Here is a 14491-nt window from a genome sequence, read left to right on the forward strand (position 1 = left end):
AAGTTCGGCTAGAGTGTGGCCATGACCACGGGGAACGGCGAGCTGCCGGGACTGACCGCGCTGCTCTACGCGGCCACCGCACGATTGGACGCGCACTTCGCCGCGTGCGCGGGCTCCGTCGGCCTGACCGCATCCCAGGCGAACGCGGTGCACGAACTCGCCGAGCCGCTGGGCATGCGCGAGCTGGGGCGGCGGATGTGCTGCGAACCACCCAATGTGACCTTCGTGGTGGACCGCCTGGTGGACCGCGGCCTGGTCGAGCGCCGGCCGCATCCGGGGGACCGCCGGGCGAAACTGATCGCACTCACCCCGGCCGGCGCCGCATTGCGCGAGCGCCTGTTCGCCGCGCTCGCCAGTGATCCGCCGCTGGCCGGCCTGCCGGACGCCGACCGGCGCGCCCTGCGCGTACTGCTCGACCGGGCGCTGCGCACCGGCTGACGAGTCCGGCCCTGGTTCTCCTCGACGTGCACGACTAACCTGACGCCCCATCAGAGAGTGCGGCGCCGCTCATCCCGGCGACGCCGGGGACAGGAGTACGGCATGGCTGTGTTCGCGCTGCGTTTCGACTTCCGCAATCCGGCCTTCGCCGGGACGAGCATGGGGGAGCGCTACGCGGCGGCACTCGACATGGTCGAATGGGCCGATCAGCGCGGATTCTTCATGGTCACGCTGTCCGAGCACCACGGCTTCGCCGACGGCTACCTGCCCGCCCCGCTCCAGTTCGCCGCCGCGATCACCGCGCGCAGCCGCAACATGGGCGTGACCATCGCGGCGATACCCGCGCCGCTGCACGATCCGCTGCACCTGGCCGAGGAACTCGCGGTGCTCGACCTGCTCAGCCAGGGCCGGGTCAACGTGGTGCTCACCAACGGCTACGTCGACGCCGAGTTCGCGATGTACGACGTGCCGATGCGCGAGCGGGTCAAGCGCACCGTGGAGACCGTCGAGACGTTGCGCAAGGCGTGGACGGGCGAGGAGTTCGAATTCCGGGGCCGGACGGTGCGGGTGACCCCGGAGCCGTTCCAAAAGGGTGGCCCGCCGATCATCCTCGGCGGCAGCGTCGAGGCCGCCGCGCGCCGCGCCGCGCGCATCGCCGACGGGTTCATGCCGTCCAATCCGGCGATCTGGGAGTTCTACCGGGACGAGAAGGTCAAGCTCGGCGAGGAGGACCCGGGTCCCTACTTCGGCGGCGACACCAGCTTCTTCCACCTCTCGAACGACCCCGACCGGGACTGGGACCGGATCGCGCCGCACGCGCTGCACGAGGTCAACGCCTACGGCGAGACGATGGCCGCGGCGGGCACCTCGGGCGTGGGCGGCTATGCGAGCGTCACCGATGCCGACGCGCTGCGCGCGGGCGGGCAGTACCGGGTGATCACCCCGGAGACCCTGGTGGCCGAGCTCAAGGCCCAGGGCGACGCGGCGTTCGCGATCCTGCACCCGATGATGGGCGGCATTGCGCCGGAGCTCGCGTGGGAGAGCCTGCGCCTGTTCGAGAACGAGGTGCTCCCGAACCTGTAGCGCCGCAACCGCGGTGCGCACCGCAGCGGCCCTTCGGCGACATCGGCCGGCCGCGTGCCGCCACCGTGGTGCGCACCGCACCGCACCCCATCGCACCGGACGGCACCGGAGGGTCACCCCTGCGGTCACCGGTGCGGTGCGCCCGCGACGAAGTCCTTGGTGTGGTCCCACCACGTGCGCCGGTCTGGCGGGAAGCGGCGCAGCGAGCGGGCCAGCTTGGTGTCCGCGTGCGGCGAGGTGCGCCCGGGGCCCTCCTTGTACCGCCAGCGCGCCCACGGCGATTCGGGCTTGGCGATGCGCATCGCCGACACCATCGCGACGAACGGTACGAAGACGCCGATCAGTCCGGTGGCGACCTTGCCCTTGGCCAGTGCGCACAGTGCGAAGGCCAGGTTGAACACCACCACCGTCGCGGCCACCGGCTTGCTGTCGCCGTCGCCCAGGCCCAGCGGGTTGGCGCCGACGAACAGCAGCAGTCCCATCGCGGCGGTGATCAGTACCGCGTCCACCGACTTGCGGCCGTCCGCCGCCCAGTACACGTCGTCCAGGTGTACGAGCAGCGCGAATTCGTCCAGCGTCAGGGCGGCGCCCATCCCGAAGAACCCGGCGAGCACCTGACGCAGCGCGCCGCCCGGTTCGTAGGCGAACTCCAGCGCGCCCGCGATCAACATCAGGAAGATCCCGTACACCTGGTGGTGCACGTGCACCTTGCCCACCACCATGTTGCGGAACGGGCCCTTGCCCGCCCGGATCAGCCGGGTGATCAGGCGGGTCACCGCGAACGTGAAGATGAACGCGACGAGCATCCAGCCGACACCGTGCGGCCCGGGCTCGGTGTCGCCCGCCAGCCGCGCCGTGGTCGAGATCCAGCCGTGGTGTTGCACAAACCGTCCCTGCTCGCGATTCCTGTGTGAGGAGGATTGTCCATGATCGAATGGACTGCACGGCGCCATCGCCGCACCGGCACGATGGCGACCGGATCGAATCGAGGTTAGGACGCAGATGGCTCTCCCCACGACCTCCACCGAGGTGACCTTCCCCGCGGGCGCGATCACCGGCGACGCGCCGATCCTGGCCGCGCCCGTGCTGCCGGACGGGCGGACCGCCCTGGTGGTGGCCAGGACGCCGTTCCACCCGCTGGACCACACCTGGCCGGACCAGCCCGCCGACACCGGGCTGATCCGGGTGGCGGGCGCGGAGTTGGTCGTGTCGGACTGCGTGACCGGCGCGGTCGGCCCGGACGGCGAGTTCGCGGTCGGCGAGGCGATCGGGGTCCGGCGCGGCGACGAGGACTGGTCCTGGCTGGTGCTGCACGTCCTGGACCGGGCCCCGGGCGATCCGGGCGACCTGGTCGGGGCGAGCGCCGAACTGGTCGTGGACGCCGACCGTCGGGCCGCGCTCAGCGCCGCGCACACCTCGTGCCACCTGCTGGCGTTCGCGCTCAACGCGGTGCTCGCGCCGCGCTGGCGCAAGGAGGTGCGCACCGACAGCCTCGGCCGCCCCGACTTCGACAACCTGGCGATCACCTCGTCCCGGATGGACGAGGGCGGCAGCCGCGACGACTACCGGATCGGCAAGTCGCTGCGCAAGAAGGGCTTCACCGCGGACGGCCTGGCCGAGGACCTGCCCGGCATCCGCGACGAGGTCGAGGCGTTGCTGGCGCAATGGCTGAAAACCGATGCCGAGGTGCGGATCGAGGTGCCCGGCCCGGCGCTCACCGCCCGTCGGGTGTGGCACTGCGGCCTGCCGGACGGCGACGCGCACATCCCGTGCGGCGGCTCGCACCTGGGCCGGCTCGGCGAACTGCGGGCCCTGACGATCGAATTGAACCTGGACGAGGACGGCGCACTCGTCGCGTTGACCCGGCCCGAACGCGCCTGAGACCCGTCCGCGGACTTCCGCAGCGCCCGTCGGGAACCGGTCCCACGATGCGGACGTTACCTTCGGAAGGAATTCTCTTTGCCTAACCATGACCTGGTCGGGGGACTTCCGACGTCCGCCATCACCCGTTCCGGGAGGCTCGCGCCGTGCACACCATCGCCCTGGGTCCATCGTTCCTGGATCCCGACAAGCTGATCTCCACGTTCGGCCTGATCGGCATCCTGGTGATCGTCTTCGCCGAGTCGGGGCTGCTGATCGGCTTCTTCCTGCCGGGTGACTCGCTGCTGTTCACCACCGGACTGCTGGTCTCGGACGGCAAGTTCTCGCAGCCGCTGTGGTTGGTGTGCCTGCTGTTGTGGGTGGCGGCGGTGGCGGGCGACCAGGTCGGCTTCCTGTTCGGTCGCAAGGTGGGGCCGTCCCTGTTCAACCGGCCCGACTCGCGGCTCTTCAAGCGCGAGAACGTGGAGAAGGCGCACGAGTTCTTCGAGAAGTACGGACCGCGCTCGATCGTGTTGGCCCGGTTCGTGCCGATCGTGCGCACATTCACGCCGATCGTCGCGGGTGTCGCCCGGATGAAGTACCGCACTTTCGTGGTCTACAACGTGGTCGGCGGATTCCTGTGGGCGTGCGGGGTCACCCTGCTCGGCCACTCGCTGGGGCAGGTGCGGTTCGTCCGAGACAACATCGAGTTCATCCTGGTCGCGATCGTGCTGATCTCGGTGATCCCGGTCGCGATCGAACTCCTGCGCGCCCGCTCGGCGTCGCGCAAGCAGGCCGCGGTGGACGGGTCGGAGCCGGCCCCGGGGCGGGGTCGGCACCGCGCGAGCGACGACCGGCCGGACCCGGAACCGGGTCACCGGCGCTGAGCCGTACGGGTTGGTGCCGGGCGCCAATAGAGTTCACGCCATGCGCGCTCAACTTCTGGCCCGGGCAACCCTGCCGTCCCTGTGGAGTCTCGACCGCATTCCCGGCGCGGCGGCCTGGCTCGCGCACGGCGTGGACGGTTCGCTCGTCGTGCTCGACGACTCGCTGGGCATCGTGCGCGAGGTGCGATTGCCCGAGGACTGGCGGGGCGGCCACTCGGTCACCCCCGACCTCGGGTACTTCGTCGCCTCGGCACCCGACCGAGTGGTGGTGCTGGACGCGCAGGGGAGCGAGGTGTGGTCCCACCCGCACCAGCCGTGGGAGGTCGAGGAGGCCGGCTCCTGCGCGGTCACCTCGGCCGGGATCTGGGCGGTGGTGCGCACCGCCGAGGGCGACCGGTGCGTGCTGCTGGACGGCGCGGACGGCACCGCGCGGGCGGTGTGGCCGCTGGATCCGGCCACCGTGGGCTCCGAACTCATCCCGCACCCCGACGGCGGGCATGTGGGCCTGGCCGCCTCGCACGCCGACGACGCGTACCGGGTCTTCGTGCTCGGCACGGACGCCCCGGACCGGGTCGCCGAGGTGCCGCCGGGGGAGAGCCGGGTGCTGACCGACATCCACGGCTCCGGTCGGATGATGCTGACCACGCCGATCGAGGCCGGCCCGCTTGCCCTCGTGCGCTACCCGGACGGCGCGGTGATAGCGGCCCGGCCGGGGGAGCAGGTCTTCCCGGACCCGGACGAGGTGTTCGACATCTACGCCGGCTTCGTGCGCCGAGACCTGGTGCTCGCGGCCTCCTCGGGCGAGCGGCACGTGCTGTTCTCGGTGCCGGACCTGCGGGCGATCGCCGAGGTCGAGTACCCCGAGGACGCACCGCGCGAATGGCTCGTGGTGCGCTCCGACGGTGTCTGGCTGACCGCGGACGCGGAGTCGGGCACGGTGTGCATGTGGTCCCTGGAGCAGCCGGCGGCCACCGGCTGAACCGACCGCGCGGTGCGATCGGGCGCCCGGGCCGGCGCGGGCGAACGGCGAGTCCCGGGTGGCGCACCGATGTTCGAGTGGCGCGTGAGAGATAAGCCCATTAGCGGGAAATATGTCGCTTATGGTGCGATTGCGATCACCGATCGTTAGCGTGAGGAGACCTGCCCGGAATCGGAACGTCCGGTTCCCCTCGGTGCCCGCCGCTTGGAGGGAGACCGCATGCCTCGACCGTTCATCCGCGCCGCAGTCCCGGCCGGACTCGCCGCCGTCCTCGTCTTCACGATCACCCCCGGAGCCCTCGCCGACGATCCCTCCGGCACCGCCCGCCCCGGCGCCGACCAGGTTCGCCGGGCACAGGACGCGGTCACCGGCAAGGTCGCCGACATCGATCGGATCGAGGCCGAACTCGACCGCGAGGCAAACGATCTGGAACGCCTCGACGTTCGCGCCGGCGCCGCCGTCGAGGCGTACAACGGGGCCGTGGTGTTGCGGCAGCAGACCCGCGACCGGGCCGAGGCCGCCGACGGATACCTGCGCACGGCGGACGCCCGACTGGTCGGCGCCCGAGCCGAACTCGGCCGGCTCGCCGCGCAGACCTACCGGATGGGCGGCGGCGCCCGACTGGGCACCTTCCAGGCGGTCCTGGGCGCCGACTCGCCCGCCGACCTGGTCTCCCGGATGGAGAGCATGCGCCGGATCTCCCAGGACGGCGACGACACCCTGCGCCGCGGCACCATCGCCGTCCAGGACGCGGCGACCGCCAAGACCGACGCCGAACACACCGCGGACACGGCCGCCCGCGCGACCGAGGCGGTCCGCGCGGCCAAGGACCGGGTCGAGGCCGAACTCGCCGCACAGCAGCGCCGAGTCGGCGAGATCGCCGCCCGGCGCACCGCGCTGCTGACCGAACTGGCCACGCTGAAGCAGACGTCGGTGGCACTGGAGACACAGCGCCGGGACGGTGCGGCGGCCGAGGCTCGGCGCCGCGCCGAGGAGGAGGCCCGCGCCCGGGCCGAGGCCGAGGCGGCCCGCGAGGACGCCCGCGGGGAGGCCGACCGGCAGGCCGAGGAGGCGCGCGGGCAGGAGACGCAACCCGCGAAGCCGAGCACGCCGAGCACGCCGAACACGCCGACCAAGCCCGCCAAGCCCGCCAAGCCCGCCAAGCCGACCAAGCCGACCAAGCCGACCAAGCCCACCAAGAGCCCGGCCGGCCGACCCGACACCTCCGGCAAGACCGCCGCGAACAACGGCCGCGCGGCCGCCGCGGTCGCGTACGCGAAGGCGCAACTGGGCAAGCCCTACGTCTGGGGCGGCGAGGGCCCACGCGGCTACGACTGCTCGGGCCTGGTCATGCAGGCGTGGCGCAAGGCCGGCGTGAGCATGACCCACTTCGCCGCCACGCAGTACTCCCAGAGCACCCCGGTGTCGTACAAGAACCTGCGCCCGGGCGACCTGATCTTCTGGACCGAGACCAAGCGTGCCTCCGACATCCACCACGTCGCGATGTACCTGGGCGGCGGCCGGATGATCCACGCACCGCGCACCGGCGACGTGATCAAGATCAGCAACATGTTCTACATGGGCACCCCGGACTACTACGCCCGCCCGTCCTGACCGTGCCCACGACCGCTCGGTCGACCGACCGCCACCACGACGAACGCCGGTCGCCGGCAGCCACCCCGGAGGGTGCCCGCCGGCGACCGGCGTTCGTGCGAGGGGCTACCCGGTCAGTGGTGGCCCTGCTCGGTGAGCCGCTTGCGGGAGGCCTCGACCTCGGCCTCGGCCTCGTCGCGGCCGACCCAATTGGCGCCCTCGACCGACTTGCCCGGCTCCAGGTCCTTGTAGACCTCGAAGAAGTGCTGGATCTCCAGCCGGTCGAACTCCGAGACGTGGTGGATGTCACGCAGGTGCTCCACGCGCGGGTCCGTGGCCGGCACGCACAGGACCTTGTCGTCGCCGCCGGCCTCGTCCGTCATCCGGAACATGCCGATCGCGCGGCACCGGACCTGAACGCCCGGGAAGGTCGGCTCGTCCAGCAGCACCAGCGCGTCCAGCGGGTCACCGTCCTCACCGAGGGTGTCCTCGATGAAGCCGTAGTCCGCCGGGTAGCGCGTCGACGTGAACAACATCCGGTCGAGCCGGATGCGGCCCGTCTCGTGGTCCACCTCGTACTTGTTGCGCGATCCCCGGGGGATCTCGATGGTGACGTCGAACTCCAAGGCTCCTCCATAGTGCTGCGCCGGGACCGTTGCCGGGACCGTTAGGGTCGTTCTGTCCGCGAGGCCGAACCCGGCACAGGTCCCGGACAGAACCTGATCTGATCTCAGTGTCTCGCATGGCCGGTGGTCCGGCGGAAGGGGATGGTCTCGCGTGGCCGGCATAAGGAGCAAAGCGATCGCCGCGGCCCTGGCGGCGATCGTGCTGGCCGTTCTCACCACGCTCGTGCACGGGTCGTGGAAGGGCGAGCCCCTGGCCGCCCGAGCCGACGAGAAGACCAAGCGGGTCGCGAGCGCGCAGCCGGTGCTCGCGCCGGTGTCCGGGGAACCCGCGGGCGCGACCCCGACCGAGGCCGGCATCCGGGCCGCGCTGGACCCGCTGACCAAGGCCACCGCACTGGGCGCCCCGCCTGCGATCGCCGTCGTCGACGCGCTGACCGGCAAGGCGCTGTACGGCGCCAACCAGGACCGGGCGGCCACCCCCGCGTCCACCACGAAGATCACCACGGCGGTGGCCGCGCTCACCGCGCCGGGCCCCGACCACCGGATCGCCACCCGCGTGGTGCCGGGCGCGACGCCGGGCACCATCGTGCTGGTCGGCGGCGGGGATCCGACGCTGACCGCGCTCGACGGGCAGCAGTACGGCAGCGCCTACCGGCCCGCCCGACTGTCCGACCTGGCCGCGGCGACCGCCACCGCGCTCAAGGCGACCGGCACCACGCAGGTCAAGCTGCAGTACGACACCACCCTGTACACCGGACCGGCCCTGCACGCGATCGGTGTCAACGAGAACATCGCGCCGGTGGTGTCGCTGATGGTCGACGAGGGCCGGGTGGACCCGACCGTGGTCGGCAAGGAGAGCAACCGGGTGCCGTCCCCGGGCATCGACGCCGCGAAGAAGTTCGCGGCGCTGCTCAAGACCGCGGGCATCACCGTCGACGGCACGCCCGCCCAGGGCACCGCGCCCGCGGGCGGTGCACCCGAACTCGCCTCGGTCCAGTCCCCGCCGATGTCCGCGATGGTCGAGCAGATGTTGACCTTCAGCGACAACGACCTGGCCGAGGCCCTGTTGCGACAGGTCGCGATCGCAGGCGGCCAACCCGCGAGCTTCCAGGGCGGCACCGTCGCGGCGCGCAAGGTCCTGGAGGGCCTGGGCGTGAACTACGGGGCGTCCGCGCTCAAGGACGGCAGCGGTCTGGACAAGGAGGACCGGCTCACCCCGCAGACGCTCGTGCAGACCCTCGCGGTGGCCGCGTCCCAGACGCACCCCGAACTGCGCTGGGCCCTGACCGGCCTGCCGATTGCGGGCTTCACCGGCACTCTGACCGAGCGGTACGGCCCGAACAGCGGCTCCGCCGACGCGGCCGGCGTGGTCCGGGCCAAGACCGGCTCGTTGACCGGGGTCAGCACGCTGTCCGGTCTGGTCCGCGATCGGGACGGCAGGCTGCTCGCGTTCGCGATCCTGGCCGACAAATTCACCGGCGACCCCGACCCGGCCCGCGCGGCGATCGACCGGATGGCCGCCGCGCTGGCCGACTGCGGCTGCACCACCGCCTGACCCGCGCGGGGCGCGGCGACCGGCCCGCTTCGTACCGGCGGCCGAGCCGGTCCGCGCGCCCACAAATCCCGATCCCGATGAAGTCGTGGACCCCGGTTCCTCTTTCGAGGCCGCGCCGAGCACGTACCGTGGCCGTATGACGAGCGGCAACGGTGCGGACATGATCGATTGGGACCTGGCCGTGGCGACGGCGAACCGGCTCGTGCGGCCGGGACCCGACGTCGGACGGGACGAGGCGCGGGCGGTCGTGGCGGAGCTGCGCGCCCACGCCAAGACGTCCGAAGGACACGTACGGGCGTTCACGGGACTCGATTCGGGCGACAACGACACCCCGGTCCTGGTGGTGGACCGACCGGGCTGGGCCCGGGCCAACGTGCAGGGCTTCCGGCACGTGCTGCGACCGCTCCTGGACAAGGTCGAACAGCGCCGCGAGAGCGTGCCGGGCGGCGCCGCGCTGGGCACCGTGGGCGGCAAGGTGACCGGCCTGGAGCTGGGCACCCTGCTCGCGTTCCTGTCCTCGCGCGTGCTCGGCCAGTACGAGACCTTCGCGCCGCAGAGCCCGGGCGCGAGCGGGCGCGGCCCCGGGCGGTTGCTCCTGGTCGCCCCGAACATCGTCCAGGTCGAGCGCGAGCTCGGCGTGGACCCGCACGACTTCCGGCTGTGGGTGTGCCTGCACGAGGAGACCCACCGGACCCAGTTCACCGCCGTGCCGTGGTTGCGCGACCACCTGGAGCAGGAGATCCACGGCTTCCTCGGGCAGACCGAACTCGACCCGTCCGCGCTGCTCGGCCGGCTGCGCGAGGCGGTCTCCACGTTCGCGGGCGCGCGTCGTGCGGGCACCGACGGCGACGGTGAGGGCGGTTCGCTGGTCGAACTCGTCCAGACACCCGAGCAGCGCGAGATCCTGGGCCGGATCACCGCGGTGATGTCGCTTCTGGAGGGGCACGCCGACTTCGTCATGGACGGCGTCGGGCCGCAGGTCATCCCGACCGTGACGGAGATCCGGGAGAAGTTCGCCGAGCGGCGCGCCCAGGGCACCGGGCGGCTCGACCAGGCACTGCGCAAGCTGCTCGGCATGGAGGCGAAGCTGCGCCAGTACCGCGACGGCGAGCGGTTCGTGCGCGAGGTGGTCGGCCGGGTCGGCATGGAGGGCTTCAACCGGGTGTGGACCTCGCCCAACACGCTGCCCACCAAGGCCGAGGTGGCCGAGCCGGGCATGTGGGTGGACCGGGTGCACGGCAAGGCCGGAACCGCGCCGACCGAGGACCCCGCCGATCCCGCGTGAGGCGGCACGGGACACCCGACGCGACGCCTCCGCGCGCCTTCTCGCGCCGCGGGCGGGCCGACGCCGGCCCGCCCGCGTCCTCATCCGGGCGACATCCGGCGGTGTCTGCGGCCCGGGGCGCTTCGGGTGACGTAGCGTGGGCAAACCAATTCTCTTCGGCATTTCTCGCGGAGGCCGCGACCTCCGCGAACCGGCCGAACCGGACGTGCAAGGAGGTGTCGTCGAGTCGTGGGACCCCATCCCGCCGTGGCCGCCACCAGGCTGGCCGTCCGCAAGACCCTGCGCGAGCTGCAACCGGGTGACCTCGTCCTGGTGGCCTGCAGTGGTGGCGCGGACTCGTTGGCGCTCGCAGCGGCCACCGCGTTCGAGGCCCCCCGCGCGGGTCTGCGCGCCGGAGCCGTCACCGTCGACCACGGACTCCAGGCGGGCTCCACCCGCCGCGCCGTGGATCTGGTCGCCCGGCTGCGCGACCTGGGCCTGGGCCCGGTCGACGCGCTCGGCGTCACCGTCGGCACCCGGGGCGGCCCCGAGGGCGCCGCGCGGCTGGCCCGATACAACGCGCTGGACACCGCGGCGAAGAAGCACGGCGCCGCGCTCGTGCTGCTCGGCCACACCCTGGAGGACCAGGCCGAGACGGTGCTGCTCGGGCTGGCCCGAGGCTCCGGAGCCCGCTCGCTCGCCGGCATGCCGCCGCTGACCGGCCACTACCAGCGCCCGTTCCTGGAGCTGGGCCGCGACATCACCCGGCAGGCGTGCGTCGCGCAGGACCTGCTGCCCTGGGAGGACCCGCACAACGCCGACCCGGCCTACACCCGGGCACGGGTGCGCCACGAGGTGCTCCCGGTGCTGGAGAAGGCGCTCGGCCCCGGGGTGTCCGAGGCGCTGGCCCGCACCGCGCGGCTGTTCCGCGACGATGCCGAGGCACTCGACCAGTGGGCCGACCGCGCCCAGGCCGACGTCACGCACGACGACGGCGAGCTCGAGGTCGCCGGGCTGGCCGAGTTGCCCGCCGCGGTCCGCCGCCGGGTGTTGCGCCGTACGGCGGTCGGCGCGGGCAGCCCCTCCGGCGCGCTGTTCGCCCGGCACGTGGAGGCGGTGGAGAAGCTGGTCATCTCCTGGCACGGCCAGGGGCCCATCCACCTGCCCGGGGGCGTCGAGATACGCAGGCGGTGTGGCAGGCTTCTCTTTCACCGGCCGGCTCAATCCTGACCGGTGACCGCGGGGCTCAGTCGAAAACTTCGTAGTAAGGCATGTGGTGGACGAGAAGGACATGGGCGCCGACCTCGAAAGGGTCCTCGTCACGCAGGAGGAGATCGAGGCGAAGCTCGTAGAGCTCGCCGAACGGATCGACGAGGACTACCGGGGCCAGGACCTGCTGCTCGTCGGCGTGCTCAAGGGCGCCGTCATGGTCATGGCCGACCTCGCCCGGGCCGTGCACTCGCCGGTCAAGATGGACTGGATGGCGGTGTCCTCCTACGGCTCCGGCACCAAGTCCTCGGGCGTCGTGCGCATCCTCAAGGACCTCGACGCGGACATCGCCGGTCGGCACGTCCTGGTCGTCGAGGACATCATCGACTCGGGCCTGACCCTGTCGTGGATGCTCGCCAACCTCACCTCGCGAGGCCCCGCCTCGCTGGAGGTGTGCGCGTTCTTCCGCAAGCCGGAGGCCGCCAAGGTCGACATCCCGGTCAAGTACGTGGGCTTCGACATCCCCAACGAGTTCGTGGTGGGCTACGGCCTCGACTACGCCGAGCGCTACCGCAACCTGCCGTTCGTGGGCACACTGGCCGAGCATGTATACGGCGGTTCGAAGCCGACCTGACCCGCTCGGGCGCATGGAATACGGCTTCGGGTTTGCGCGATTGACATCCTGTAACAGCATCCGGGAACAAGGGGAACGTTTTCCCTCGTTGGAGGGTGCGTCGGGGGTCGATGCACGAAGGCGCGCAAGGTGAGTGAACGCGCGGCGCGTTGACGTGCGGACACCCGGTGTACCGTCTAACGCAGCGACATCCGATCAGCACGGGCGACCGTGCCGGGCGATACCGGACAGGCAACGTACCCGGGGGCCATAAGGCGTCCGGGTCAAAAGTCGGCAGGAGGGACGGGGCGTCTGCTGCCCCGCATCGATGGACGTCAAGCGCTATTTCCGCGGGCCGGTCATGTGGATCGCGCTGGCCGTCATTGCTGTGATCCTCCTGATGCAGCTCGTCTCCTCTTCGAGCGGCTTCAAGGGTGTCGACACCGGCAAGGCGATCCAGGCGATCCAAAACGACCAGGTCAAGTCAGCCAAGCTCATCGGCGGTAACGACCAGTCACTCGAGCTCACCCTGATCCCCGGGGTGAAGGTCGACAAGCACACCAAGATCAAGACCTCGTACATCGACGAGCAGGGCGTGGAGATCCAGCGCCTGCTCCAGTCCAAGTACGAGCAGGGCAAGATCCAGGACTCCTACACGGTCAAGCTCAGCAAGCAGAGCACGATCGTCAGCATCCTGTTCTCCCTGCTGCCGTTCGTGCTCATCGTCGTGGTCTTCCTGTTCCTGATGAATCAGATGCAGGGCGGCGGCTCCCGGGTCATGAACTTCGGGAAGTCCAAGGCCAAGCTGATCTCCAAGGACACGCCGAAGACGACCTTCGCCGACGTGGCCGGTGCGGACGAGGCGGTCGAGGAACTCCACGAGATCAAGGAGTTCCTCCAGGAGCCCGCCAAGTTCCAGGCGGTCGGCGCGAAGATCCCCAAGGGCGTGCTGCTGTACGGCCCGCCCGGAACCGGCAAGACCCTGCTCGCCCGCGCGGTCGCGGGTGAGGCCGGCGTGCCGTTCTACTCGATCTCCGGTTCCGACTTCGTCGAGATGTTCGTCGGTGTCGGTGCCTCCCGGGTGCGCGACCTGTTCGAGCAGGCCAAGGCGAACGCGCCGGCGATCGTCTTCGTCGACGAGATCGACGCGGTCGGCCGACACCGCGGCGCGGGCATGGGCGGCGGGCACGACGAACGCGAGCAGACGCTCAACCAGCTGCTGGTCGAGATGGACGGCTTCGACGTCAAGGGCGGCGTGATCCTGATCGCCGCGACCAACCGGCCCGACATCCTCGACCCGGCGCTGCTGCGTCCGGGCCGCTTCGACCGGCAGATCGCGGTCGACCGTCCCGACATGCAGGGCCGCTGGGACATCCTCAAGGTGCACGCCAAGGGCAAGCCGGTCACCGACGACATCGACCTCAAGGCGGTCGCCCGGCGTACCCCCGGGTTCACCGGTGCCGACCTCGCGAACGTGCTCAACGAGGCCGCACTGCTGACCGCCCGCGCGGACGCCAAGCTGATCGACGCGTTGGCGATGGACGAGGCGATCGACCGTGTCGTGGCCGGGCCGCAGAAGCGCACCCGGATCATGAGCGACAAGGAAAAGAAGATCACCGCGTACCACGAGGGCGGCCACGCCCTGGTGGCCCACGCGCTGCCGAACACCGACCCGGTGCACAAGATCACGATCCTGTCCCGCGGTCGCGCGCTCGGCTACACGATGGTCCTGCCCGAAGAGGACAAGTACTCCACCACGCGCAACGAGATGCTCGACCAGCTCGCCTACATGATGGGCGGGCGCGCGGCGGAGGAGCTGGTCTTCCACGACCCGACCACGGGCGCCTCGAACGACATCGAGAAGGCCACCGGTCTGGCCCGCTCGATGGTCACGCAGTACGGCATGACCGAGCGGCTGGGTGCGATCAAGTTCGGCAACGACGGTGCCGAGCCCTTCCTGGGTCGTGAAATGGGTCACCAGCGCGACTACTCCGAAGAGGTCGCGGCTATCGTCGATGAAGAGGTCAAGAGGTTCATCGAGACCGCCCACAACGAAGCGTGGGAGATTCTCGTCGAGAACCGCGACGTGCTGGACAACCTGGTGCTGGAGCTGTTGGAGAAGGAGACCCTGGACAAGGCCCAGGTCGCCGAGATCTTCGCTCCGGTCACCAAGCGGCCGGCCCGCCCCGCGTGGACGGGTTCCAGCCGGCGTCAGCCGTCCAGCCGTCCCCCCGTGATGACGCCCCGTGAGCTCACGCTCTCCGGCGGCGGCAGTGACAACGGGCTTCTCAACGGCGGCTCGACCTCTGCGACGGGCACCACGACGGGGTCCGGTGGGGCGGTAGCGCGCCCCGAACCGCCGTCCGATTCTCCGGAGAACTGAA

At 71.1% G+C, this 14491-nt stretch carries 13 protein-coding genes; 11 read left to right on the plus strand and 2 right to left on the minus strand.

Annotated elements, in window-relative coordinates; genetic code table 11:
• Positions 1–21: 21 nt before the first annotated feature.
• Both ACZOOI_RS15975 and ACZOOI_RS15980 read left to right on the plus strand, forming a co-directional pair.
• A complete protein-coding gene (locus tag ACZOOI_RS15975) occupies positions 22–438 on the plus strand; it encodes a MarR family winged helix-turn-helix transcriptional regulator (RefSeq protein ID WP_465276505.1) in 417 nt (138 codons plus the stop codon).
• A gap of 102 nt (positions 439–540) precedes the next feature.
• A complete protein-coding gene (locus tag ACZOOI_RS15980) occupies positions 541–1521 on the plus strand; it encodes an LLM class flavin-dependent oxidoreductase (protein WP_465276506.1) in 981 nt (326 codons plus the stop codon).
• 125 nt (positions 1522–1646) lie between these two features.
• Here the strand turns inward: ACZOOI_RS15980 and ACZOOI_RS15985 are convergent, their stop codons facing one another.
• A complete protein-coding gene (locus ACZOOI_RS15985; protein ID WP_465276507.1) occupies positions 1647–2405 on the minus strand; it encodes a hypothetical protein in 759 nt (252 codons plus the stop codon).
• A gap of 118 nt (positions 2406–2523) precedes the next feature.
• On the opposite strand from ACZOOI_RS15985, the gene ACZOOI_RS15990 reads away from it, so the two are divergent.
• From ACZOOI_RS15990 to ACZOOI_RS16005, 4 genes are all read left to right on the plus strand, one after another.
• Positions 2524–3402, plus strand: a complete 879-nt coding sequence (locus ACZOOI_RS15990; RefSeq protein ID WP_465276508.1) for an alanyl-tRNA editing protein — start codon at positions 2524–2526, stop codon at positions 3400–3402.
• A 146-nt stretch (positions 3403–3548) separates the two neighbouring features.
• Entirely contained in the window at positions 3549–4268 is a 720-nt protein-coding gene (locus ACZOOI_RS15995) for a DedA family protein (protein ID WP_465276509.1), read from the plus strand.
• 40 nt (positions 4269–4308) lie between these two features.
• Positions 4309–5247 carry a hypothetical protein gene (locus ACZOOI_RS16000; protein WP_465276510.1) on the plus strand — a complete coding sequence of 313 codons (939 nt, stop codon included), beginning with the start codon at positions 4309–4311 and terminating at the stop codon, positions 5245–5247.
• Between the two features lie 219 nt (positions 5248–5466).
• Entirely contained in the window at positions 5467–6861 is a 1395-nt protein-coding gene (locus tag ACZOOI_RS16005) for a C40 family peptidase (protein ID WP_465276511.1), read from the plus strand.
• A gap of 113 nt (positions 6862–6974) precedes the next feature.
• Here the strand turns inward: ACZOOI_RS16005 and ACZOOI_RS16010 are convergent, their stop codons facing one another.
• Positions 6975–7466, minus strand: coding sequence for an inorganic diphosphatase (locus ACZOOI_RS16010; protein WP_020549566.1), 492 nt, complete (start codon positions 7464–7466; stop codon positions 6975–6977).
• A 151-nt stretch (positions 7467–7617) separates the two neighbouring features.
• Between ACZOOI_RS16010 and dacB the strand changes: the two genes are divergently transcribed.
• The 5 genes from dacB to ftsH all read left to right on the plus strand — a co-directional run bounded on the left by dacB (position 7618) and on the right by ftsH (position 14490).
• Positions 7618–9021, plus strand: coding sequence for a D-alanyl-D-alanine carboxypeptidase/D-alanyl-D-alanine endopeptidase (dacB, locus tag ACZOOI_RS16015; RefSeq protein ID WP_465276512.1), 1404 nt, complete (start codon positions 7618–7620; stop codon positions 9019–9021).
• Between the two features lie 136 nt (positions 9022–9157).
• A complete protein-coding gene (locus tag ACZOOI_RS16020) occupies positions 9158–10306 on the plus strand; it encodes a zinc-dependent metalloprotease (RefSeq protein ID WP_465276513.1) in 1149 nt (382 codons plus the stop codon).
• Positions 10307–10534: 228 nt separating this feature from the next.
• Positions 10535–11515 carry a tRNA lysidine(34) synthetase TilS gene (gene tilS / locus ACZOOI_RS16025; protein WP_465276514.1) on the plus strand — a complete coding sequence of 327 codons (981 nt, stop codon included), beginning with the start codon at positions 10535–10537 and terminating at the stop codon, positions 11513–11515.
• A gap of 46 nt (positions 11516–11561) precedes the next feature.
• A complete protein-coding gene (gene hpt / locus ACZOOI_RS16030) occupies positions 11562–12128 on the plus strand; it encodes a hypoxanthine phosphoribosyltransferase (RefSeq protein ID WP_078979398.1) in 567 nt (188 codons plus the stop codon).
• 307 nt (positions 12129–12435) lie between these two features.
• A complete protein-coding gene (gene ftsH, locus ACZOOI_RS16035) occupies positions 12436–14490 on the plus strand; it encodes an ATP-dependent zinc metalloprotease FtsH (protein WP_465276515.1) in 2055 nt (684 codons plus the stop codon).
• Position 14491 lies beyond the last annotated feature (1 nt).

This window comes from Embleya sp. L77, assembly GCF_055557415.1.

Excerpts from the sequence above, each read along its gene's own strand:
- ftsH (WP_465276515.1), top strand. The coding sequence starts at position 12,436 with ATGGACGTCAAGCGCTATTTCCGCGGGCCGGTCATGTGGATCGCGCTG.
- ACZOOI_RS16005 (WP_465276511.1), top strand. The coding sequence starts at position 5,467 with ATGCCTCGACCGTTCATCCGCGCCGCAGTCCCGGCCGGACTCGCCGCC.
- ACZOOI_RS15980 (WP_465276506.1), top strand. The coding sequence starts at position 541 with ATGGCTGTGTTCGCGCTGCGTTTCGACTTCCGCAATCCGGCCTTCGCC.
- ACZOOI_RS15975 (WP_465276505.1), top strand. The coding sequence starts at position 22 with ATGACCACGGGGAACGGCGAGCTGCCGGGACTGACCGCGCTGCTCTAC.
- ACZOOI_RS16020 (WP_465276513.1), top strand. The coding sequence starts at position 9,158 with ATGACGAGCGGCAACGGTGCGGACATGATCGATTGGGACCTGGCCGTG.
- ACZOOI_RS16000 (WP_465276510.1), top strand. The coding sequence starts at position 4,309 with ATGCGCGCTCAACTTCTGGCCCGGGCAACCCTGCCGTCCCTGTGGAGT.
- ACZOOI_RS15990 (WP_465276508.1), top strand. The coding sequence starts at position 2,524 with ATGGCTCTCCCCACGACCTCCACCGAGGTGACCTTCCCCGCGGGCGCG.